Below are 20,990 nucleotides of genomic sequence, written 5' to 3' on the forward strand. Positions count from 1 at the left end.
GGCAATAAGCATGCTGAACACCAAAAAAGCCAAAGGTCGCGTGGATGTCTACGGTGAGCGCTTTCGGGCGCGGGCGCATACGCTGTCGCCGCGCTTGCAGGCCGTTGCACGTTATATCAATGAAAACCGGGAAGGGGTGCTGGAGCATACCGCCATTGAAATCGCGGCGGCGACGCAGACCTCCGACGCGACGGTGGTGCGCGCGATTCAGGCGCTGGGTTTTGCCGGGCTGCGGGATTTAAAGCAGACGCTGGAGCACTGGTTTGGCCCGGCTATCTCATCCGCCGAGAAGATGACCACCACGGTGAATGCGCTCTCCTGTGATGTGAATTCCGGGATCGATTTTGTGCTGGAAGGGCATCAACACACGTGTGACATCCTCTCCGCGCCGGATAACCGCTACGCCATTGCTCAGGCTGTCGCCTTGCTGGTGGAGGCGCGACAGGTGGCGATTTTCGGTATTGGCGCATCGGGCATTCTGGCGGAGTACACCGCCCGGTTGTTCAGCCGCATCGGGTTGCCTGCCACGCCGCTCAACCGTACGGGGATCGCCTTGTCGGAGCAGCTCATCAACCTGCAACGCGGTGATGTGATGATCATGATGGCGCAGAAATCCGCGCATCGTGAAGGGCTGACCACTTTGAAAGAGACGCGACGGCTGGGCATTCCGGTTATTTTACTGACCAATGCCGTGGATTCGCGCTTTAGCCAGGAGGCGGATGTGGTGATCCACGTGCCGCGTGGCGGCGAGAAGGGCAAAATTCCGCTGCACGGCACGGTATTACTGTGCCTGGAGATGATTATCCTGTCGGTGGCGTCCGCCACCTCGCAACGGGCCATTAAAACGGTGAAACGCATTAATGAGTTTCACCGTGGGTTAAAACCGGGCGGAAAGAAGGGCTAGGTTCAGGAAATAAACATCAGCGGCGACAGGCCAAAACGTACAGCTAATTTCTTGATGTGATTGATGTTGAGCTGTCGCTCGCCGTTCAGCACTCTTGAGACCATGGATTTGCCACCAATTTCATCCTGAAAATCAGATGTCGTGAGTTTGTACTGATCCATTAACGTTCTGAGTACCGCGAGACCGGCAGGGATGGATGCCATTTCTTCACGTAAGGCAATAATCTCAGGCTGATTATTCTCGTAGGCACTGATCTTTGCACAAACGATGTCCAGCAGAGGACTACCGGGATTGTCTATTAACAGATGTTCCACCAGTTCTAATGCATCCTGATAGTCTTTCTCACTCGGATGTTCTCCCAACAGGGGAACGGCAGCAATCAACGCATCGGTTGCTTTCAGGGCGTCAGCGACAATCATTTTTTCTTCCCCTTCGTACGATGTTGTTCGGTAAAGCGGTCGTATTCTTTGTGTGTGAAGATGTGGCGAACATAGAACTTTTGGCTTTCGAAGAATATCAGGGCCACCAGTCTGAGGTTATTGTTTGCGATATCAATGACATAATATTTACTGAGGTATTTAAAGTTATCCAGCGTTGGGTACAATTTTTTCAGCTCGTCCGGTGTGGGACAGTTCGCTTGTTCAATTGTTTTCGCCAGCGTAAGGAGCTCGCCTCTGTACTGAGGAAAACGATGTATCGCTTCCTGAATGGCTTTCATTGATATTAAATGCATCCCTGCTTGTCCTCTGAGTCCGTTGCCAATAAGTCAACACTATTCTCTGGTTGCCATTTTGTCAACTTATCATTGTCTCTGGCTACGCTGTCGCCCGCAAATATGGATCACCATTGCAGCGCTGTAAGCCAGCACAATGGCGATACTCATTTTCCACATGGCTTCGCCGCCAAGGCCGGAAAGCGGTGTGGCGATGCCGCCAAAAACAAACATCAACATCCCCAGCAGTGCCGAGGCGGTACCGGAATGGCGTGCGTCGACGCTGTTCATCGCCGCCGATCCGGCAATGGTCGAAATACCGCTATTGACCGCAACGGTGAAAAACAGCCCCACCAGTGCCGGCACCGCCATATTGAGCCAGGCAAAAACGGCGGTCATCAGCGCCAGCAGCACCGCCAGCGCCAGACCGTTTTTTAACAGCGTCGCACCACTGATGCGCCGCGCCAGGCGGGCGAAAATCAACGCGGAAATAATCATTCCCACGCCGTTAACGCCAAACACCAGGCTGAACTGGATTGGCGTCAGACCGTATTCGTTTTGCAGGACAAACGACGAGGAACCGATATATGAGAACAACCCGGCCAGCATAAACGCCTGAATAAAGCAGAAGGTGGAAAACTGCCTGTTTTTCAGCACGATCAGCGACGTTTTCAGCAAACTTTCACCGCTGCTTTTTTCCTGTAATGTCTCTTTTAACAGCAGCGTGGCGCAGAGCACCAGTACCACGCCGATGACCGCCATGGTCCAGAACAACGCGCGCCAGTGCAGTAACGAAGTGATATACCCGCCGAGTATGGGGGAGACAATAGGGGCGATGCCGGTAATGGTCATCAGCAGGGCGAAAAACTGCGTTAACAGCGTGCCTTGATACTTATCACGGGCAATGGCGCGGGAGAGGACGGAGCCGCCCGCGCCAGCAATCCCCTGAACAAAGCGCCAGAAGATCAGCCAGTGGATATCCTGCGTGCTGGCGCACAGTACCGACGACACGATAAACAGCAGTAACGACAGCAACAACGGGCGCTTGCGCCCCATTCTGTCGCTTAGCGGGCCGAAAAAGAGCTGCCCAAGGCCCAGTCCAATCAATGACGCCGTCAGTGAGAGCTGGGTTAAGGTGTTGGTGGTGTCCATTTGCCGGGTGATGTCCGGCAGGGCGGGCAGATAAAGGTCGGTACAAATTGGCCCGATGGCCGTCAGCATGCCAAGTACGATGGCATACGCAGGGGATATCCGTGACATAACAAACTCCGAAAAGAGTGCGCCGGAAAAACCCGGCGCAAAACCATTAACGCACGCCGCCGCCCAGTGATTGCCAGAGGGTCACGCGGTTTTCCAGGTCGGTTTGCTGGAGTGAAATCAGTGACTCCTGCGCCGTCCACAATGCGCGCTGTGCGGTCAGCACGGACAGGTAATCGCCGGTGCCGGCATTGTACTGACGCTGGGCGATATCCAGCGATTTCTGCTCTGCCGCTGCGTACTGGCGCTGCGCATCGAGCTGTTCATTCAGCGTTTCACGACGGGCCAGCGCATCGGCGACATCTTTAAACGCGCTCTGAATGGTTTTCTCGTAAGTGGCGATCAGCCCTTTCTTCTCCGCTTCAGCATAGCGCAGCTCCGCCGTATTTTTGCCGCCGGTAAACAGCGGCAGGGAGATGGACGGCGCAAATGACCATACCTTCATGCCGTGGCTAAACAGGGAGGAGAGCGAATCGCTGCCCACGCCTGCGCTGGCGGTCAGTGAGATGGTCGGGAAGAAGTTTGCCCGTGCCGCGCCAATGTTGGCATTGGCGCTCAGCAGATTATGTTCCGCTTCCTGAATATCCGGGCGGCGCAGCAGGACGGAAGACGAGACGCCAGCAGGCGTCAGGGTGATGCTGTTATCCGCCAGGCTTTCCAGCGTTCCCGGCAGCAGGGAATCTGCCACGGTGTCGCCTGCCAGCAGATTGAGGGCGTTTTTATCCTGCACCACTTGCGTCTGATAGCTGGCGACGCTGGCGCGCGCCTGTTGGAATACCGCCATGGCATCGGCAATATCGCTCGCCGCTGCCACGCCAACCTGCTGTTTTCGTTTGACGATATTCAGCGAGTTTTGCGCGCTTTCCATCGTCTGTTTGGCCAGCGCAAGATTACTGTTATCCGCCGCCAGCGTTATCCAGGCGGTGGTGATTTCCGCCACCAGACTGAGACGGGTGTTCTGCGCGGTATATTCACTGGCAAGCCAGGTTTCACGCTCAGCACGGGTCAGACTCTGGTTACGGCCGAACAGGTCCAGCTCAAAACTGGACACCGCGCCATCCGCTTCGGCGCTATTGGTCAGGCCGCTGGCAACAGTCCGGCTGCGGGTATTGCTCAGCTCGGCATTGACCGTCGGGAACAATGCTGAGCGGTCTTCCGCATACAGGGCGCGTGCTGCATCAATATCCGCAATCGCTTTTTGCACATCGCGGTTTTTGGTCAGCGAGTCGCTAACCACCTGTTTAAGGCGCTTATCGTTAACAATTTGCTGCCAGTCGGTGGCCACGGCTTGCGCCTGGCCGCTGGTCCCCGGTAGCGTCGCCGGGATTGGCGCCTGCGGGCGCTCATAGGTTGGGTCTAACGAGACGCAACCGGCGCTGAGCAGGGCCAGAAAAAGAACACTGATACGCAACATAATTACTCCTGACGTGCGCGTTTACCGGCGAACAATTTTTTCACCAGTACAAAGAACAGAGGAACAAAGAAGATGGCCAGCAGCGTTGCCGTTAACGTCCCGCCGATAATGCCGGTACCGATGGCGACGCGACTGTTCGCCCCGGCGCCTGTCGCAACCGCCAGCGGCATCACCCCGGCGATAAACGCCAGCGAGGTCATCATGATCGGGCGCAGACGGGTACGGGCGGCGCGCAGGGCGGCACGCGACAAGGAACTGCCTTGCTGTACCGCGGCTTCGGCGAACTCCACAATCAGGATGGCGTTTTTCGACGACAGGCCGATAGTCGTCAGCAGCGCCACCTGGAAGTACACGTCGTTACTCAGTCCGCGCATCCAGGCGGCAAGCGCAGCACCCAGCACACCCAGCGGGATCACCAGAATCACCGAAATCGGCACCGACCAGCTTTCATACAGCGCCGCCAGGCAGAGGAAGACCACCATAATTGAGATGGCGTACAGGCTCATGGCCTGGCCGCTGGCGAGTTTTTCCTGCAATGAAAGACCGCTCCATGCCCAGGTTGTCCCCGCTGGCAAGCTGTCGGCCAGGTTTTCCATTTTGGTCATCGCCACGCCGGAGCTGAAGCCCGTGGCGTTTTCGCCCTGGATCTCATAGGCCGCTGAACCGTTGTAACGCACCAGGCGTTCCGGGCCGTACTCCCAGTGCGTGGTGGCGAAAGCAGAGAACGGCGTCATGTCGCTGTTGCTGCCGCGCACATACCATTTGTTGAGGTCGGACGGTGCGGATCGCGAGTCGCTATCGCCCTGGATATAGACCTTTTTCACACGGCCACGGTCAGTAAAGTCATTCACGTAGGTGCCGCCCCAGGCGCTGGAGAGCGTATCGCTGACATCGCTCAGCGACAGGCCTAATGCCACGGCTTTATTGCTGTCGATATCCACCTGCAACTGCGGCATCTGCGGCAGGTCGTTAGCGCGCACGGCATGCAGTTCCGCGCTCTGGTTCGCGCTGCCCAGCAACTGGTTACGGTATTTCAGCAACTGGTCGCGATCGGTGCCGCCGCTGGCCAGCAGTTCAAAGGTGAAACCGTTACTTTGACCCAGACCATCCACAGACGGCGGCGTCATGGCGAAGATGCTGGCATCGCGGATGCTGCTCAACTCGCGGCTGGCGCGTAATGCAATGGCCTGTGCGGTGTTTTCCGATCCCACGCGCTGGGACCAGTTTTTCAGTGAGACGAAGGCCATCCCGGCGTTCTGCCCGCTACCGCTGAAGCTAAAGCCGGTAACGGTAAAGATCGCTTCGGTGTTGGCTTTCTCTTTATTCAGGAACCAGTCGGTTACCTGGTTGGCGACCTCTTCAGTGCGGTTTGCCGTTGCGCCCGCAGGCAGAGTGAACTGCACCATGATTTCGCCCTGATCTTCCGTGGGCAGGAAGCTGCCAGGCAGTCGCCACATGACAAACGCCATTGCTGCGCAGAGCACCGCGTAAGTGCCAATGACCGTCACTGCGCGACGCAAAACGTGCATAACACCGTGCTGGTATTTGTGCTCGGTATTGTTGTAGAAGCGGTTGAAGCCGCCAAAGAAACCTTTTTTATGCGGTACGCTGTGTTGCATCACCGCGCCGCACAGCGCGGGTGTCAGCGTCAGCGCCACCACCACTGACAGCGCCATCGCCGAGATGATGGTGACCGAGAACTGACGGTAAATCACCCCGGTTGAGCCGCCAAAGAAAGCCATCGGCAGGAAGACGGCGGAGAGCACCAGCGCAATCGCAATCAGCGCGCCGGAGATTTCACCCATCGACTTGATGGTTGCTTCGCGGGCGGGCAGGCCTTCGTCGCGCATAATACGCTCGACGTTTTCCACTACCACGATGGCGTCATCCACCAGTAGCCCTATCGCCAGCACCATCGCAAAAAGCGTCAGGGTGTTAATGGAGTAACCAAACAGCGCCAGCACGCCAAACGTACCCAGCAGCACCACCGGCACCGCCAGCGCCGGAATCAGCGTAGCGCGGATATTTTGCAGGAACAGGTACATCACGCAGACCACCAGTACGATGGCTTCAATCAGCGTCTTAACCACGTCCTCGATGGAGATTTTGATGAATTCTGTGCTGTCTTTCGGGTACGCCACGTCATAGCCCTGCGGCATGCTATGGCGATACTCGGCGATTTTATCTTTCACCAGCGTGGCGGTATCCAGCGCGTTTGCGCCCGGTGCCAGCATCACCGCCAGACCGGCCGCCGGGTGACCGTTCAGTTTGGCGATGGCGTTGTAGTCTTCGCTGCCCATTTCGACGCGGGCGACATCTTTCACACGCACCACCGCGCCGCTGCTTTCGCTCTTGATGATGATGTCCTGGAACTGCGCTACCGTTTGCAGGCGCGACTGGGCGCGTACGGTGGCGGTTAACTGCTGGCTGTTGGACGATGGCAGCGCACCAATTTTACCGGCGGAGACCTGCACGTTCTGCGCTTCAATGGCGGACTCGACATCCGACGGCATCAGCGAGTAGGAGGCCAGTTTGTTCGGATCCATCCAGATGCGCATCGCGTATTCCGCGCCGAACACTTGCAGGCTACCGACGCCGTTCACACGGGCCAGCGGATCCTGCATGTTACTGACCAACCAGTCGGCGATGTCGGAACTGGTGGCACGATCGGTTTTATCGTACAACCCCATGATCAACAGGAAGTTGCTCTGGGATTTCACGACCGTCACCCCGGACTGGGTCACTTCGGTCGGCAAACGGGATTCCGCCTGCTGCACTTTGTTCTGCACCTGAACCTGGGCGGTATCCGGGTCGGTTCCCTGCTCAAAGGTTACGGTGATATTCACTTCACCATCTGAACTGCTGGTTGAGGAGAAGTAGAGCAGGTTATCCAGCCCGGTGAGTTGCTGCTCGATAACCTGGGTGACGCTGTTTTCCAGCGTTTGCGCCGACGCACCGGTATAGGTGGCGCTGATTTTGACCGCCGGTGGCGCAACATCCGGATACTGCGCTACGGGCAGCGTGCGGATCGCCAGAATACCGGCCATCATGATCAGAATGGCGATCACCCAGGCAAAAACCGGGCGTCGCACAAAGAAGCTGGAGAACATCAGGCTTTTCCTCCGTTCGCTTCCTGGACCTCAACGGCCTTAACCGCTGAGCCCGCGGCGACTTTATCGGTGCCTTCCACGATCAGCTTGTCGCCGCTTTGCAGGCCTTTCACCACCAGCCATTTATTGCCGTAGGCGTCGCTGGTTTCGAGGGTGCGTTGTTCCACTTTGTTCTGTGCGTTGACCACCAGCGCGGTGGCGTTACCTTTGGCGTCGCGGGTTATCCCTTGCTGCGGTGCGAGGATCGCGTTGTCCATCACCCCTTCTTCCACACGGGCGCGAACAAACATCCCCGGCAGCAGTTGATGATGCGGGTTCGGGAACACGGCGCGCAGGGTGACGGAACCGGTCGCTTCATCAACGGCGACTTCGGTCAGCGCTAAACGCCCTTTTTCACTGTAGGTGCTGCCATCTTCCAGCGTCAGCGTGACGCTCAGGGTATTGCTGTCGCTGGCGAGCGCTTGCCGACGTAAACGCAGAAGATCAACGCTTGAGCGGGTGAGATCGACGTACATGCTGTCCAGCCCGCGCACGGTTGCCAGCGCCGTGGTTTGCTCTGCCGTTACCAGCGCGCCAGGCGTCACGGAAGAGATGCCAATACGCCCGGCAATCGGCGAGGTGACGGTAGTCCAGTTCAGATTGATGCGTGCGGTTTCCAGCGCGGCTTTTTTCGAGGCCACGCTGGCGCGGTCCTGCGCGCAGGTGGATTGCGCATCGTCGGCATCCTGGCGTGATACGCCATCCTCTTTCACCAATTGCGCATAGCGGGTTGCTTTCTGGCAGTCAGACGTCACCAGCGCTTGCGCTTGCTTCAGCGCAGCGTCGGCCTCATCAAACGCCGCGCGGTAGCTGGAAGGATCGATCTGGTAAAGTGCCTGCCCGGCCTTTACCGTATCGCCTTCCGTAAACAGGCGTTTCTGGATGATGCCGCCAACCTGCGGACGGACTTCAGCCGACAACAAAGCGGACGTGCGGCCTGTCAACTGGCTGGCGATGGCGAGCGGCTGGCTTTTTAAGGTCACCACGCCGACTTCCTGGGCCGGTTGTTGTGCAGGTGGGGTGGCATTATCGCAACCAACAAGGGCGAGGGCGGCCACTAACGTTGTTTTTATTAACTTCATTTCTCTTTTTCCTGGCATGAGCGAAGCCTGCCCGTTTTTTTAAACAGGATAAGGCGCAGGCGGATGTGCTATATATTGGATATAGCAATATGTAGGTTAAGGTTTATATTCCCTTATTTTTTTGAGTTATTTATTTGTCTGCAAAAAGCATCGTGGTGATTTCCTGATACAACAGTTGTAATTGCGTTGGGTCGCATTTTTGCGGTGTTAAACGGCGCAAGGTGGTGCCTTCCATCAGTGCCGCCAGTAACTCCACGCAACAGCGGACACGCTCCGCGCTCAGATGCGGGTGTCGGCTTTGCATATGGTTGCAGGCGTTCTCAAACATACGGGCGTCGGCTTCGATCATCATGGCCTGGACTTGCGGATTGCGGGTCGCTTCTGCGGCCATCTCCAGCATCAGCGCATCATCATCCGGGCTCAAAGACTGGCGCCAGGCCAGCGTTTCTGGCAGGTGGCTGGTCTCGGTCTTGTTTTCCATCTCCGCAATGCGGTAGTCAATGATGCGGCGGATCATCTCTTCAATGATCGCGTCTTTACTCACGAAGTAACGGTAGATCTGCCCTACGCTGAGCTGCGCTTCGAGGGCGATTTGCGACATGCTGGCGGCATGAAAACCGCTGGCACGAAAACGCCTGCGGGCAGCGGCAATGATCTCATCTTTGCGCTGCTGATGGCGTTGTTCCTGCGATGTTTTCGGCTGCATGTCTGACCCTCGTGAATTCGATTTGAGAATGATCGTTCTCATCTGCGAGTAGAGTAAACGAATTTATGTTTTACGGGTAAGTATTTTCTGCGCAAATAATGGCAATTTACAAAAAATGACATTATGAAGAAATAATGAAGAAGTATGGAAAATTGCGCAGGGAAATAATAGCGGAAAGCTGTGCAGTTAATTTGAAGGCATTATGAGTTATTGCAAATTAAATAAACCGGCGCAAGCTTATTACGCCAGTTTATTTATGGATGTCACGCTTTAATGCGTTGATGAATCGCCAGACCTTGCTCGCCCGGCAAAATGTCTTCACGCAGGGTTAACGCCGGGATGTTGTAATCGCCGCCGTTTTGCTGGCGAAACGGCAGCGGCGGCGTTTGCCATAGCGTATCCAGGCGCTCAGCCAGTTCGGCACAGTGTGTGGCATAACGCGCTTCATCAATGCGGCTGCTGTGGTAAATCACCAGCGGTGGCAGCACCGTGAAGCCGGGGTAAAACAAGATGCCATGCTGGATCGGAAACAGAATATCGTTAATCGGGCCATTGATGCCGCGCGGGCTGTAATGCGACGCCCAGCCGCCGGTGGTTACCAGCAACATTGCGCGTTTACCCGCAAGGCGACCTTCGCCGTAGCGATCGCCCCAATGGCTGTCGCTGTGTTCACCCACGCCGTAGGCAAAACCGCAGGCGTAAACGCGATCCACCCACCCTTTCATAATGGCGGGCATGGAGAACCACCACAGCGGGAACTGAAAAATCACCGCATCGGCGCGGTGTAATTTCGCCTGTTCAGCGGCGATGTCCTCTGACTGCGTGCCCTGTTCAAAGGCGTGTTTTGAATCCACAGACGGGTGAAACATGTCGCCAACCGGGGCGCTGCTGCTGTCGTTTGCGTCGAGTTGCGACTTCCATTGCATGGCATACAGGTCAGAAACCTCCACGCGGTGACCCGCGCTCTCCAGATGCTGCACGGCAAACTCTTTCAGCGCGCCATTCAGGGAATGGGGCTGTGGATGGGCATAAACAATCAATACGTTCATAACAACTCCCGGCAATGAGATTGAAGCTGCAGGGTAGGTGAGGCGGCGATATAGTAGAAATTAATTACCGATATCACAGGTATAGTTATGGTTAATCTGCACCGGCTGGATCTCAACCTGTTGCTGACGCTGGATGTGTTGCTCAGCGAGCATAATGTCACGCGTGCGGCGCAGCGTTTGAACCTCTCTCAGCCCTCTGTCAGCGTACAGCTTGCGCGGCTGCGGGAGATTTTTGACGATCCGTTGCTGTTGCCCGGACCGCGCGGCATGCAACCCACGGCCAGAGCCGATGGTCTGCGCGAGCCGTTACGTCAGGCGCTGGAGGCGCTGCAACGCGCCGTTTCACCGGTCAGTGAGTTCAACCCCGCTCAGGCGCAGGTGACCTGGCGCGTGGCGGCCACCGATTACACTGAAACGGCCGTGCTGCTCCCGTTACTTGGCAGGCTGCGCGCTGCGGCTCCGGCCAGCCGCCTGGCTATCTTTGAACTCAATCCCGGGCAGATCCAGCGCCAGGCGGAGCAGGGTGACATCGACCTCTTTTTCCACCTGCGCGATGGCTCGCCGCCCGCTTTACACCAGCGATTGTTGTTCAGCGAACGCTATGTGCTGGCGGGGCGCGTAAACCATCCGGCGTTACAACGTCGGCCCACGCTTGAGCAGTTTTGCTCGCTCGAACATGTGATTGTGTCGCCGGAGGGCGGCGGGTTTAGCGCTGCGACCGATCTGGCGCTGGCGCAGCGCGGACTGACGCGCAATGTGGTGCTGTCAGTGCCGCATTTCCTGTTTATGCTGGATGCGCTGGCACGAACTGATCTGGTGGCGGTGTTGCCGGAGCGACTGGTGGCAAAGTCCGGCGTATTAAGCGTGGTTGAACCCCCGGTTGAGCTGGCGGGCTTCGACATGCTGATGCTGTGGCATGAAAGGTTGCACCGCGATCCGGGGCACAAATGGCTGCGCCAGCAGATCCTGACCTCACTGGCCACTGGCTGAGTGTTAAAATCCTGTAATTTGTATGTGAGAATAATTCTCAATATTATTGAAGCGCTCCGACGCCAATGGTAAGGTGTAAGCCATTTCGTCCCGCCCGGGACAAGGGATGCGACAGGATCGCGACGGCTGCCGGCTATGCAAAAAACACACTTTTCGGTTGAAGACTTTATCGGCTTTGGCGAGCGCTATGGCATCGATTATCGCTTCCCGGCGTTGTCGGGCGACTGCACCTTCAATAAAGCGCAGCGGATTGTGATCCGTGGGGATGTGGAAGAGATGACGCTCTTTTCCGGCCTCAATCTGACCCGTTCCGATATTCGCGTTCTTCAACCTTATGAAACCACATCGCTGCACAGTTGCCCGCTCTATATGCTGGTGGTGCTGGAAGGTTGTGTGATGTTGCGTCTTAACGGGCAGGAATTTGTGGTGCGTGCTGGCATGGCGTTTACCTCGCGCCTCAGCGAGCATCAGGTGATGAATGCCCGTCATCTGGCGGATTACCATCTGCGTACGCTGTCGTTGGGCGTCGATCCCGCCCGTTGCCGGCAGTCACCGTTGCTGATGGCGTTGTTGCAGCAATGGGAAGCGGGCGGTGCGCCGACCTTTTTATGGCAGGTTCCGGCGTTTTTACTTTCGGGGCTGCATGCCGCGCAGCAGAGCGCCGGGCCTGGCCTGTCGCGTCAGTTGATGATGGAAGGGCTGATGTTGCAACTGCTGGGGCAGGCGTTGTCTTGCCGCATGCAGGGCAGCGAAAAGCGCAGCGTTGCACCGTGTGGCGAGCAGCACCGGCTGGAAAATGTGCGACGCCTGCTTGAGCAAGAACCGGAAAAAGCCTACACCCTCGATGCCCTGGCGCAGCTTGCAGCCATGAGCTCCAGCAGTTTGCGGGTGAAATTCCGTCAGGCTTACGGACAGCCGGTGTTCGACTATCTGCGTGACTGTCGCCTTGAGCTGGCGCGCAGCTATCTGGCGCAGGGGTATAGCGTGCAGCAAGCCGCATGGATGTCGGGCTATCAACATGCCACCAATTTTTCAACCGCCTTTCGCCGCCGTTACGGCGTCGCACCCAGCGAAGTGCGCGTTTCCTGATCCTCCCCGCTTTACGGGCGTAGACCCTCTTTTCTCTCCTGCAATACGTTTTGTCACCGCGCATATGTGACTCGTCATTGCGCATAGCGAGAGTGGAATCCAAAAAGGTAATAATTCTTATTTACAATAATAACCGCTTCTGGAGATTTTCATGTTCGCAAAAACGCGACTGGCGTTGATGATTGGCTGTATCACAGGTGGAATGAGCGGATTGGCGGCGGCGCAGGAAACCGCAACTGCCAATGATACCGTAGTGGTGACTTCGCAAATGCAGAGCGGCGCAACCAAACTGGAAACGCCGGATATCGAAACGCCGCAGGCGGTCTCGATCGTGACGCGCCAGCAGTACGAAGAGCAGGGGGCAATCAGCGTTCGCCAGGCGGTGAGTTACACGCCGGGCGTGTACAGCAACCAGATTGGCGCGTCGAACCGTTTTGACTACATTGTGCTGCGCGGTTTCTCGGATGGCAGTCTGGATAATATCTATCTCGACGGTCTGAAGATGATGGGTGACAGCAATTCGCACAGTTCTCTGGTCATTGATCCCTGGTTCCTCGACAGCGTTGAAGTGGTGCGCGGCCCGGCATCGGTGCTTTACGGGCGCTCTTCACCGGGCGGCATTGTGGCGCTGAACTCCCGTAAACCGTCGTTTGATCCTGGCGGCGAAGTGAAACTGTTTGCCGGTAACAATAACCAGCGTGGCGCGGCGTTTGATGTGACAGGCCCGGTGGATGATAACGACCGCGTGGCGGTGCGTTTAACCGGCATGACGCGCTATGCGGACTCCCAGTTTGATCACCTGAAAGAGCAGCGTTACGCCATTGCGCCCAGCCTGACGTGGCGTATTACCGACAACACGCGTCTTGAACTGATGGCCTATCTGCACCGCGATCCCGAGGGCGGCAGCCACTCCGGCCTGCCCTATGAAGGTACCGTGGTTTCCCATGCCGGGCAGAAAGTTTCCAACACCTTCTTCGAAGGCGAAGACAAATACGATAAGTACGATCGCCGGGAAAATATGGTTGGTTACAACCTTGAACATGCGTTCGATAGCGGCTGGTCAGTACGCCAGAAACTGCGTTACTTACGCACCAAAGTCGACCTGAACCAGGTGTATGCCGCAGGCTGGCTAAACGACAGCGAGCTGAACCGCGGCTATTCCGGCTCTGATGAATCGCTTTCGGCCATCACCATGGATAACCAGATCGATGGCAGCATCGACACCGGCATTATCAACCACCGCGTGCTTGTGGGCGTCGATTATCAGCGCCGTAGTAATGATGTTACGGCCTCTTACGGCAGCTTCCCGGCGATCGATGCTTTCAACCCGGTCTATGGCACCGATCCCTTGTCGATCACGGTCTACAGTCGCGAAAAGCATAAGCTGGAGCAGACCGGGATCTACGTGCAGGATCAAATGTCGCTGGACAGATGGCGCCTGACGCTGGGTGGTCGTCACGATCAGGTGAAGATCACCAACGTCAATAAGATCAATGACACCAGCGATACGTTGGATCAAAATCACTTCAGCAGCCGTGCCGCGCTGATGTATCTGTTCGATAGCGGTTTTGCGCCGTACGTCAGCTACTCCACTGCATTTACGCCAACCAGCTTTACCGATGAGTACGGCAAGATCCTCAAGCCGATGAAAGGGAAGCAGTGGGAGGCGGGGCTGAAATTCCAGCCGGAAGGATCGCAGACGATGTACAGCGCGTCGGTGTATCGGATCAACCAGGAAAATATTGCCACCAAAGTGGAGCCGACCGATCCGTATCGCTCGATTGGTGAAATTGAGTCGGAAGGCCTTGAGCTGGAAGCGGTGGGGCAGTTGACGGATAACCTGCGTTTGCAGGCGTCTTATACCTACAACGATATCCGCTACACGAAGAGCAGCGCGGAAGAGCAGGGTAAACGCGCCGTTTACGCGCCGCGCAATCAGGCCAGCGCCTGGCTGAGTTACGATGTGAAAAGCGGCCCGCTGAATGGCCTGACGGTGGGTTCCGGCGTGCGTTATGTGAATGGCATTACGTCCGATCGCCAGAATACGCATACGCTGCCTTCCTATACGCTGGTCGACATGGCGGTGGGTTACGATCTTACGCAGGTTGGTCTGAAAGGATTGAGTGCGCAGGTAACGGTCAATAACCTGACGGACAAACGCTATATTGCCGCCTGTAATTCTCTCTCTTACTGCTATTTTGGCGCTGAGCGCAACATTGTTGGCAGTCTCTCCTACGCGTTTTGATGCTTCCGCGGCCCGGTTTGATGCCGGGCTTTTTTGCGGTCCATTATTTTCTGCAGCCAGGCTGATTTTTTTTGTAATATCCATTTTGGACGCTGGTTCGTGATTAAAAAAATAAAATAAGAATATAAGCGACACAAATTACGGCCGACTTAACGACTTTAATTTATTAATTTGCTTCACGATTTCTTAGTAAAAATCATCTATAATTCCCACACTGCGAATCGCTAACCTTGAAGAATATTTGCCATGGTTAATCGCCTTTTTTTAGGTGGCCTTTTTATTTTATTAAACCTGTATGCCTGCAGCGCATGGGCGGTGAACTGCAGGCGTGCGGCAACACCACTGGAAAATACGATTTGCAAGAATGACAATCTGCGCTGGCTTGACCAAACGCTGGATACTATCTATCGCTCAAGGTTGGATCAGGACGACACCCGCTCGATACGCCAGCAATATGCTGCGTGGGAAGCCTCCCTGCAGACCTGCACGACGGATAACTGTATCCGCCGCGCTTATTACAAAGGCATCAATATGGTGTCGGACGTGAAAACGGATTTTACGTGGCAAGGGCAGTGGTGGAATATGCTCGCGCCCCATATGAGCGGCAGCGTGCTGCAGTTTAGTCGCAGCAGTGAATGGAGTATCGACACGGACATCCGCGTATGGGCCGGGGTTAACCGGGAAGAATTTACCGCGGAGGCCCGTAAAGTCTATGGCATGGTGCTGGTTGAAAATATCCGCGATGTCAGCGACTGCTTAATCTTGATCATTCCCAGGCAGGATGGCTCCCTGCAGGTCCACAGCAATGCGGAGTGGGGGTGTCGTCTTATTATGCCCAACGGCGCGTTTATTGATGGCTTGTACCAGCCTGCGGAGAAGGATCCGCGTCCATCCGCCACGTTGTACTCATTGGGCGTGCTTCCCACGAACGCACTGGACCAAAAATTCCGTGCGCTGGTGGGCGATGATTATCAGCAGTTTGTGGATACAGCCAATGTGTTTATCTACGAAAACGACCGGGACAATATGGGCGCGACGGTTGTTTCGATGTGGCTGCGCGGTGCGGCCAACCGGCAAACCGCCATGATTATCTATACGCCGCAGGGTGACATCTGGGCTGCACGCTTATTTCCTCCCGCGCGGCCGGGCGGAAAATTGCAGATGCATTACTTCACCACGCGGGATGATAAAACCCGGCTACCGCGTACGCTGGATATCTGGAAAGAACGCTATCAGGATCAGTAAAACGCAGGGCGGCGCACCGCCCTGTCGATCAGCTCAAGTCCACCGCTTTGTGACCAAAAAACCAGGTGACGATAAAACCGCACAGATATGAGACTGCCACGCCTGCTGCGTAGACCGCCATACCGGCGTAGATCCCCTGAGCCGACGTCATTAGCGGCAGGGCGACCAGCCCGGACGGGCCAAACACGGTATTGAGGCCCACCGGCAACCCCAGCCATGCCACCAGACCAATAAAGAAACCGCCGCACGCGCCGCCAATACAGGCGGTAATGAATGGCTTAACGCGCGGTAGCGTGACGGCGTAAATCAGCGGTTCGCCAACTCCCAGAATGCCGGGAATGATCGCACCACGGATCTGGTTGCGGATAACCGAGTGCTGCGGTGAACGGAAATAGAGCGCAAGCGCTGCGCCGACCTGACCACCGCCCGCCATGGCCAGAATCGGGAACAATGCGTTAAAGCCTTGCGCATCCATCAGCGCAAAATAGACCGGAATAAAGCCCTGGTGCACGCCAAAAACCACGGCAATCAGGAACAGACCGGCCAGCACCGCACAGCCAAACGGGTTACCGTTCAGGTGCAGGAACAGCCATGACATACCTTTAAACAACTCACCGCCAATCGGCATTATCACCGTAAAGGCCAGCGCCCCGGTAATCAGCAGTGTCAGCAATGAGGTGAGGATCATGTCGAGGTTATCCGGCACAATTTTGCGGATTTGTCGTTCAATCCACGCACCGAGAATGGCGGCGATTAAAACGCCAATAATGTTGCCGCGCGGATCGATGCTCATGCCGAAGAAGTTATCGATACCGGAGAAATACCCGCTGGTGGCCTGCGGGTTGTAACCGAGTACAAACAGCGCGGCGATGATCGCGCCGTTAACACCGCTGCCGCCAAAGGCTTTTTGCGCGTTATAACCAATCAGGATCGGCAAAAACGTGAACAACCCCTTGCCGAATATTTTCATGTATCCCACCAGATGGGTGATGGTCGCGCTCTTTTGCGCCGCGCCGCTCAGCAGGCTTTGCTCGATTAATGTCGCAAAGCCGAGCAACATCCCGGCGGCGATAAATCCGGGGATCAGCGGGGTGAAAATCGTGGCGAATTTCGACAGGAACTGATGCACCGCGCTGGTCTGTTTCGCTTTCATCTGCTGTTTGGTGTCGCGCGCCACGCTTTGCAGCGTTGCGGCTTCAGCCGGGGCGTGTTCATGTCCAAGCAGCCTATTCATGGCGTCTGCGGCGGTTTGTGCTTTCCCCGGACCGACAATAATTTGTAATTGATCATCACTGTTCACTACACCCAACACACCCGGCAGGGCTTTGAGACGTTCATAATCAACCTGTGCTTCATTGTTTAATGTCAGACGCAACCGCGTCATGCAGTTACCGCAGGTTTTAACGTTGTCTCTGCCGCCGACCAACTGCACGATGCTCGCAATAACCTGTTCCGTGATTTTCGCCATCACTTTATCCCCGCATTAACCAGCGCCTGGCGGATAAAACCGCCGTTATCCTGAAGCAATTGTGTTGCCTGCGTGGCACTGAGCTGACCCAGCACCATCACGATCGCCGTTTTACAGTGGCCCTCACACGCTTTCAGCGCCAGCGCCGCTGTTTCTGCATCGCAGTCCGTGGCTTCCACCACAATATTGATTTGCCGTTGCACCAGCTTCAGGTTGGTGGCTTCCACATCGACCATCAGATTGCCGTAGACTTTACCGCTGCGGATCATGGCGCCGGTGGTCAGCATATTGAGCACCAGTTTTTGCGCGGTGCCGGCTTTCATGCGCGAAGAGCCTGTGACGACTTCAGGGCCGACAACGGGCGCGATGGCAATGTCGGCGATGCGGGCCATTTCGCTGCCGTCATTACAGGTCAGGGCGACAGTGGTTGCCGCAAGGCTTTTCGCATAATGCATGGCGGCGATCACATACGGCGTGCGGCCACTGGCGGCAATGCCTACCAGCACGTCATTCGCGTTGAAATTAAGTGCTTTCAGGTCATCGACGCCCAGCGTCAGGCTGTCTTCGGCATTTTCCACCGCCTGTAAAATGGCGCGATGCCCCCCGGCAATTAACCCCACCACTTGTTCACGCGGGGTACCGTAGGTGGGCGGGCATTCGCTGGCATCTAGGATCCCCAGCCGACCGGAGGTGCCTGCGCCACAGTAGATTAAGCGCCCGCCTTTGCGGAATGCCGCGACAATGGCATCGACCGCCCGGGTAATCGCCGGGATCACCTTTTCCACCGCCAGCGCCACTTTCTGGTCTTCAGCATTGATCACTTTCAGCATCTCGTCGGTGGAGAGCATGTCAATATTGGCGCTCGCGGCATTGCGGCCTTCAGTGGTCAGTTTGGATAGATCAATGTTCATCAACGTCTCGCTTAACTCTTCAGTGTGTGCTTTGCCTGCCGCGCAACGGCGGCGCTGTATAAGGAATAATATATTATTAATAAGGATAAAAATAAGAATAATTTATTCATCTAAGCGGGTCTGCGCGCTAAGTGTGATGTTGCTCAAAGCACGGCGATGAAAGGCGCCGACAAAGCCGCGCGGGAGGCCTTGGTGGCAGTGTGGGTATTTCATTCTGAGCCGTCGGAATGCGCAGATAAGAAATTTATTAAATGATTATGCATAGTGGCTGCTTTTTGGGTTATCCATATGTTTTGTATGGATTAATATTTTAATATTTAAGATGATTAAGACATTTTTTTTACCAGCGGTATAATTCGTGTTGCTGAGATATAAGTCTTTTTTGCCCTATTCTGACTGACGGATAAAACGTTTGGGATGATAGGGCCTTTTTTTATATTTAATGATTTCCTTGGTAAGCGCTAATGACGCAGTTTATTGATTGTGGCGGAAGTAAAGGGAAGATATTTATTACTCACTCGGTTGCCAGCGAAAATGTTTTCTCATTAGCCCGCCGTCTTGCTAAATATCCTGTTCCGGTACTGATTAGCGGTGAAACGGGAACCGGCAAAGAGTGCGTAGCCCGGTATATTCACGACAATGCGTATGCGCACGACGCACCTTATGTTGGCGTCAATTGTGCTGCGATCCCGGAAAACTTGCTGGAGGCGATGCTCTTCGGCTATGAAAAAGGCGCTTTTACCGGGGCCGTGACCAGTCTTCCGGGAAAGTTTGAGCAAGCAAATGGCGGCACGTTACTGCTCGATGAAATTGGCGACATGTCACTGGCGATGCAGGCGAAACTGCTGCGTGTCTTGCAGGAACAGGAGGTGGAGCGTCTCGGGAGTCGCCAGTGCCTGCCGCTGAATATCCGCCTGATTGCAGCGACGAATAAAGATCTTGAGCGGGAAGTGGCCGCAGGGCGTTTTCGCCAGGATCTGTTTTACCGCATTGCTGTGGTACCGATCCTCATTCCCCCGTTGCGGGATCGCCGGCAGGATATCCTGCCGATAGCCCGGTTTCTGCTGGACAAGTATCAGTCCTGTTTCTTGCGCAGGGTATATCTGAGTGATGAAGCTTGTCAGGCATTGCTGAATCATGACTGGCCCGGCAATATCCGCGAGCTGGAAAACGTGGTGCAGCGCGGTGTGATCCTCGCTGAAGGCGACGAGATCAAGGCCGCCGATCTGGGTCTGCCGACGCCTCACGTGCAGGCGAAGCCGGGTGACGCCATGATTTCAGACGTACGCCGGCACGGGCGCAACGCGGAGTGTGACTACATCCGTGAAGTACTCAGGCAGCATCAGGGGAACAAAACCAAAACGGCCGCCTTCCTTGGCATTACGCCCCGTGCTCTGCGTTATCGCCTGGCGTCAATGCGTGAAAAAGGCTCAGATATGTCGGGCCGGTAACCCGTCACAACATGCTTTCCGGAAACCTGCCCGGCCCTTTATTTGCTCTCCGGCAGGCTGCTTACTCTGTCGTGTCCGCCGAATATCTCTGTTGTTCTGTGGGTTTGTTTCCCGAGGAATTTGATGCCTGCCAGCGTGATCAGCCATGCGATGCATCCCATCACCAGATAGGTAGCGGCAAAACCGTATGTATCGTAATAGTGCCCGGCAATGGGGTTGATGGCCGTGATGCCCAGGTAATTAAAACAGCCCAGCACCATGTAGATCGTGCCGGTCAGGCGTTTGTCGAAATGTTCTGCAAGGAACTTAAATATCGACACCAGCAGTAGCGCCATCTCGAGGCCATAAAGGGGTTTAATCACGATGATCATCCACGGATGCGTGGCCAGTGCAGACAGCACCAGACGCAGACCAATCACAAAACCGGCGACCAGCAGTCCATTGCGTGCGCCAATACGGTTGATCAAAAAGGGAACCGAAAACATCAGCACGAATTCACAGGCTGACTGTACAAATCCCATGTAACCCAGTACGGCATTCCCGGTTTGATGATCGGCAAAGAAGGTAACAAAGTAGCGCGGAAACTGCTGTTCGGCGCTTTGCATCATCCAGATAATGCCGCCGTAAAACAGCATCAACACCCAGAAGCTGGCATGGTGAAACAGCATCCGCACGTCTTTTCGGTTCACCACCTCTTTTCGCGACGCATTAACCGCCTGCCAGTCAATGCCTTCACCTTGTGTTCTGAGCGTGGTGAGCATAGCCAGTACGGCGATCGCGCCGCAGGAGGTGATCATAAAGTTGATATGCGGGTTAATGTTGAATAACTGACCGGCAAAAATTGAGGCGACAGCCCAGCCCAGCGATCCCCACATTCTCACCCGGCCAAACTCAAAACCAAACGCGCGACTGTAGCGGTCGGCATAGGTTTCAAACACCAACACGCCTGCAAGGTAGGCGGTGCCCAGATACATACCGCCAGCGAGCATGCCCAGTACTCGGTGAGTGGTCAGCAGGTACTGGTAAATATAGATAAAGAACGGCGCGGCAAAAATGGACGCGATAGCCACCGCGATCAACAGCGGTTTTTTCAGGCCCAGCTTATCCATGATAAAGCCGAAGATGGGTTTGATCGCGAGCGCAAACAGGGCATTGATCGAGAGCGTGTAGCCAATCTGCGTGCTGGTAAACCCGATGCTGTCACCCAGCCAAATCGCTAAAAATGACCAACTGGTGGACCATGAAAAATAAAACAGGAATAAACACAAACTGATTCGTATGTAGGCACTTTTCGAGGCAGCGGAGAGCATGTTTTTAT

General features: G+C 55.6%; 17 protein-coding genes. 6 read left to right on the top strand and 11 right to left on the bottom strand.

The annotated features are described in order from the left end of the window. Positions 1-10: 10 nt before the first annotated feature. A complete protein-coding gene (locus tag ACQ3G7_RS08875) occupies positions 11-904 on the top strand; it encodes a MurR/RpiR family transcriptional regulator (protein WP_263098201.1) in 894 nt (297 codons plus the stop codon). A gap of 2 nt (positions 905-906) precedes the next feature. On the opposite strand, the gene ACQ3G7_RS08880 is transcribed toward ACQ3G7_RS08875, so the two are convergent. The 8 genes from ACQ3G7_RS08880 to ACQ3G7_RS08915 all read right to left on the bottom strand — a co-directional run bounded on the left by ACQ3G7_RS08880 (position 907) and on the right by ACQ3G7_RS08915 (position 10,273). After that, positions 907-1,323, bottom strand: coding sequence for a helix-turn-helix domain-containing protein (locus ACQ3G7_RS08880; protein WP_430889567.1), 417 nt, complete (start codon positions 1,321-1,323; stop codon positions 907-909). Next, complete coding sequence (locus tag ACQ3G7_RS08885) at positions 1,320-1,637, bottom strand: type II toxin-antitoxin system HigB family toxin (RefSeq protein WP_430889568.1); 318 nt, start codon at positions 1,635-1,637, stop codon at positions 1,320-1,322. Before ACQ3G7_RS08885 ends, ACQ3G7_RS08880 begins: the two co-directional genes overlap by 4 nt. 69 nt (positions 1,638-1,706) lie before the next feature. Continuing rightward, positions 1,707-2,876: a multidrug effflux MFS transporter gene (locus ACQ3G7_RS08890; RefSeq protein ID WP_430889569.1), complete on the bottom strand. Its 1,170-nt coding sequence runs from the start codon at positions 2,874-2,876 to the stop codon at positions 1,707-1,709. Positions 2,877-2,922: 46 nt separating this feature from the next. Then, the gene (locus ACQ3G7_RS08895; RefSeq protein WP_430889570.1) at positions 2,923-4,287 is read right to left on the bottom strand and encodes an efflux transporter outer membrane subunit; all 1,365 of its coding nucleotides are present in this window, start codon (positions 4,285-4,287) and stop codon (positions 2,923-2,925) included. A gap of 2 nt (positions 4,288-4,289) precedes the next feature. Continuing rightward, positions 4,290-7,397, bottom strand: coding sequence for an efflux RND transporter permease subunit (locus ACQ3G7_RS08900; protein WP_430889571.1), 3,108 nt, complete (start codon positions 7,395-7,397; stop codon positions 4,290-4,292). Further along, complete coding sequence (locus ACQ3G7_RS08905; protein ID WP_430889572.1) at positions 7,397-8,518, bottom strand: efflux RND transporter periplasmic adaptor subunit; 1,122 nt, start codon at positions 8,516-8,518, stop codon at positions 7,397-7,399. Before ACQ3G7_RS08905 ends, ACQ3G7_RS08900 begins: the two co-directional genes overlap by 1 nt. Positions 8,519-8,648: 130 nt before the next feature. Continuing rightward, on the bottom strand, positions 8,649-9,224 hold the full coding sequence (locus ACQ3G7_RS08910; RefSeq protein WP_430889573.1) for a TetR/AcrR family transcriptional regulator: 576 nt from the start codon (positions 9,222-9,224) through the stop codon (positions 8,649-8,651). 263 nt (positions 9,225-9,487) lie between these two features. After that, positions 9,488-10,273: an NAD(P)H-dependent oxidoreductase gene (locus tag ACQ3G7_RS08915; RefSeq protein ID WP_430889574.1), complete on the bottom strand. Its 786-nt coding sequence runs from the start codon at positions 10,271-10,273 to the stop codon at positions 9,488-9,490. Positions 10,274-10,360: 87 nt separating this feature from the next. Here ACQ3G7_RS08915 and ACQ3G7_RS08920 point away from each other — a divergent pair, with 87 nt between their 5' ends. The 4 genes from ACQ3G7_RS08920 to ACQ3G7_RS08935 all read left to right on the top strand — a co-directional run bounded on the left by ACQ3G7_RS08920 (position 10,361) and on the right by ACQ3G7_RS08935 (position 15,842). Further along, complete coding sequence (locus tag ACQ3G7_RS08920; protein ID WP_430889575.1) at positions 10,361-11,263, top strand: LysR family transcriptional regulator; 903 nt, start codon at positions 10,361-10,363, stop codon at positions 11,261-11,263. 135 nt (positions 11,264-11,398) lie between these two features. Further along, positions 11,399-12,352, top strand: a complete 954-nt coding sequence (locus ACQ3G7_RS08925; RefSeq protein WP_430889576.1) for a helix-turn-helix transcriptional regulator — start codon at positions 11,399-11,401, stop codon at positions 12,350-12,352. A 151-nt stretch (positions 12,353-12,503) separates the two neighbouring features. Next, positions 12,504-14,597, top strand: a complete 2,094-nt coding sequence (gene foxA / locus ACQ3G7_RS08930) for a ferrioxamine B receptor FoxA (RefSeq protein ID WP_430889577.1) — start codon at positions 12,504-12,506, stop codon at positions 14,595-14,597. A 315-nt stretch (positions 14,598-14,912) separates the two neighbouring features. Further along, the gene (locus tag ACQ3G7_RS08935) at positions 14,913-15,842 is read left to right on the top strand and encodes a lysozyme inhibitor LprI family protein (RefSeq protein WP_430889578.1); all 930 of its coding nucleotides are present in this window, start codon (positions 14,913-14,915) and stop codon (positions 15,840-15,842) included. A 28-nt stretch (positions 15,843-15,870) separates the two neighbouring features. Here ACQ3G7_RS08935 and murP read toward each other — a convergent pair whose 3' ends face one another. Together murP and murQ are read right to left on the bottom strand one after the other, a co-directional pair. Beyond that, positions 15,871-17,310: a PTS N-acetylmuramic acid transporter subunit IIBC gene (gene murP / locus ACQ3G7_RS08940; protein WP_430889579.1), complete on the bottom strand. Its 1,440-nt coding sequence runs from the start codon at positions 17,308-17,310 to the stop codon at positions 15,871-15,873. Beyond that, complete coding sequence (gene murQ / locus ACQ3G7_RS08945) at positions 17,310-18,221, bottom strand: N-acetylmuramic acid 6-phosphate etherase (protein ID WP_263098187.1); 912 nt, start codon at positions 18,219-18,221, stop codon at positions 17,310-17,312. The genes murP and murQ overlap by 1 nt, the downstream gene beginning before the upstream one ends. A gap of 464 nt (positions 18,222-18,685) precedes the next feature. On the opposite strand from murQ, the gene ACQ3G7_RS08950 reads away from it, so the two are divergent. Continuing rightward, the gene (locus tag ACQ3G7_RS08950) at positions 18,686-19,672 is read left to right on the top strand and encodes a sigma-54 interaction domain-containing protein (RefSeq protein WP_430889580.1); all 987 of its coding nucleotides are present in this window, start codon (positions 18,686-18,688) and stop codon (positions 19,670-19,672) included. A 38-nt stretch (positions 19,673-19,710) separates the two neighbouring features. On the opposite strand, the gene ACQ3G7_RS08955 is transcribed toward ACQ3G7_RS08950, so the two are convergent. Continuing rightward, positions 19,711-20,982 carry an oligosaccharide MFS transporter gene (locus ACQ3G7_RS08955; protein WP_430889581.1) on the bottom strand — a complete coding sequence of 424 codons (1,272 nt, stop codon included), beginning with the start codon at positions 20,980-20,982 and terminating at the stop codon, positions 19,711-19,713. Positions 20,983-20,990: the final 8 nt, after the last annotated feature.

Origin of the sequence: Kosakonia sp. N21, assembly GCF_050587465.1 — a bacterium.
In the GTDB taxonomy this organism is placed as follows: Bacteria; Pseudomonadota; Gammaproteobacteria; order Enterobacterales; family Enterobacteriaceae.

What these genes read in the sequence shown, in the direction of transcription:
- ACQ3G7_RS08950 (WP_430889580.1), top strand. Translation starts at nt 18,686, where the DNA reads ATGACGCAGTTTATTGATTGTGGCGGAAGTAAAGGGAAGATATTTATT.
- ACQ3G7_RS08955 (WP_430889581.1), bottom strand. Translation starts at nt 20,982, where the DNA reads ATGCTCTCCGCTGCCTCGAAAAGTGCCTACATACGAATCAGTTTGTGT.
- ACQ3G7_RS08875 (WP_263098201.1), top strand. Translation starts at nt 11, where the DNA reads ATGCTGAACACCAAAAAAGCCAAAGGTCGCGTGGATGTCTACGGTGAG.
- ACQ3G7_RS08910 (WP_430889573.1), bottom strand. Translation starts at nt 9,224, where the DNA reads ATGCAGCCGAAAACATCGCAGGAACAACGCCATCAGCAGCGCAAAGAT.
- ACQ3G7_RS08925 (WP_430889576.1), top strand. Translation starts at nt 11,399, where the DNA reads ATGCAAAAAACACACTTTTCGGTTGAAGACTTTATCGGCTTTGGCGAG.
- ACQ3G7_RS08900 (WP_430889571.1), bottom strand. Translation starts at nt 7,397, where the DNA reads ATGTTCTCCAGCTTCTTTGTGCGACGCCCGGTTTTTGCCTGGGTGATC.
- ACQ3G7_RS08885 (WP_430889568.1), bottom strand. Translation starts at nt 1,637, where the DNA reads ATGCATTTAATATCAATGAAAGCCATTCAGGAAGCGATACATCGTTTT.
- foxA (WP_430889577.1), top strand. Translation starts at nt 12,504, where the DNA reads ATGTTCGCAAAAACGCGACTGGCGTTGATGATTGGCTGTATCACAGGT.
- ACQ3G7_RS08890 (WP_430889569.1), bottom strand. Translation starts at nt 2,876, where the DNA reads ATGTCACGGATATCCCCTGCGTATGCCATCGTACTTGGCATGCTGACG.
- murP (WP_430889579.1), bottom strand. Translation starts at nt 17,310, where the DNA reads ATGGCGAAAATCACGGAACAGGTTATTGCGAGCATCGTGCAGTTGGTC.
- ACQ3G7_RS08920 (WP_430889575.1), top strand. Translation starts at nt 10,361, where the DNA reads ATGGTTAATCTGCACCGGCTGGATCTCAACCTGTTGCTGACGCTGGAT.
- ACQ3G7_RS08905 (WP_430889572.1), bottom strand. Translation starts at nt 8,518, where the DNA reads ATGAAGTTAATAAAAACAACGTTAGTGGCCGCCCTCGCCCTTGTTGGT.
- ACQ3G7_RS08880 (WP_430889567.1), bottom strand. Translation starts at nt 1,323, where the DNA reads ATGATTGTCGCTGACGCCCTGAAAGCAACCGATGCGTTGATTGCTGCC.
- murQ (WP_263098187.1), bottom strand. Translation starts at nt 18,221, where the DNA reads ATGAACATTGATCTATCCAAACTGACCACTGAAGGCCGCAATGCCGCG.
- ACQ3G7_RS08895 (WP_430889570.1), bottom strand. Translation starts at nt 4,287, where the DNA reads ATGTTGCGTATCAGTGTTCTTTTTCTGGCCCTGCTCAGCGCCGGTTGC.
- ACQ3G7_RS08915 (WP_430889574.1), bottom strand. Translation starts at nt 10,273, where the DNA reads ATGAACGTATTGATTGTTTATGCCCATCCACAGCCCCATTCCCTGAAT.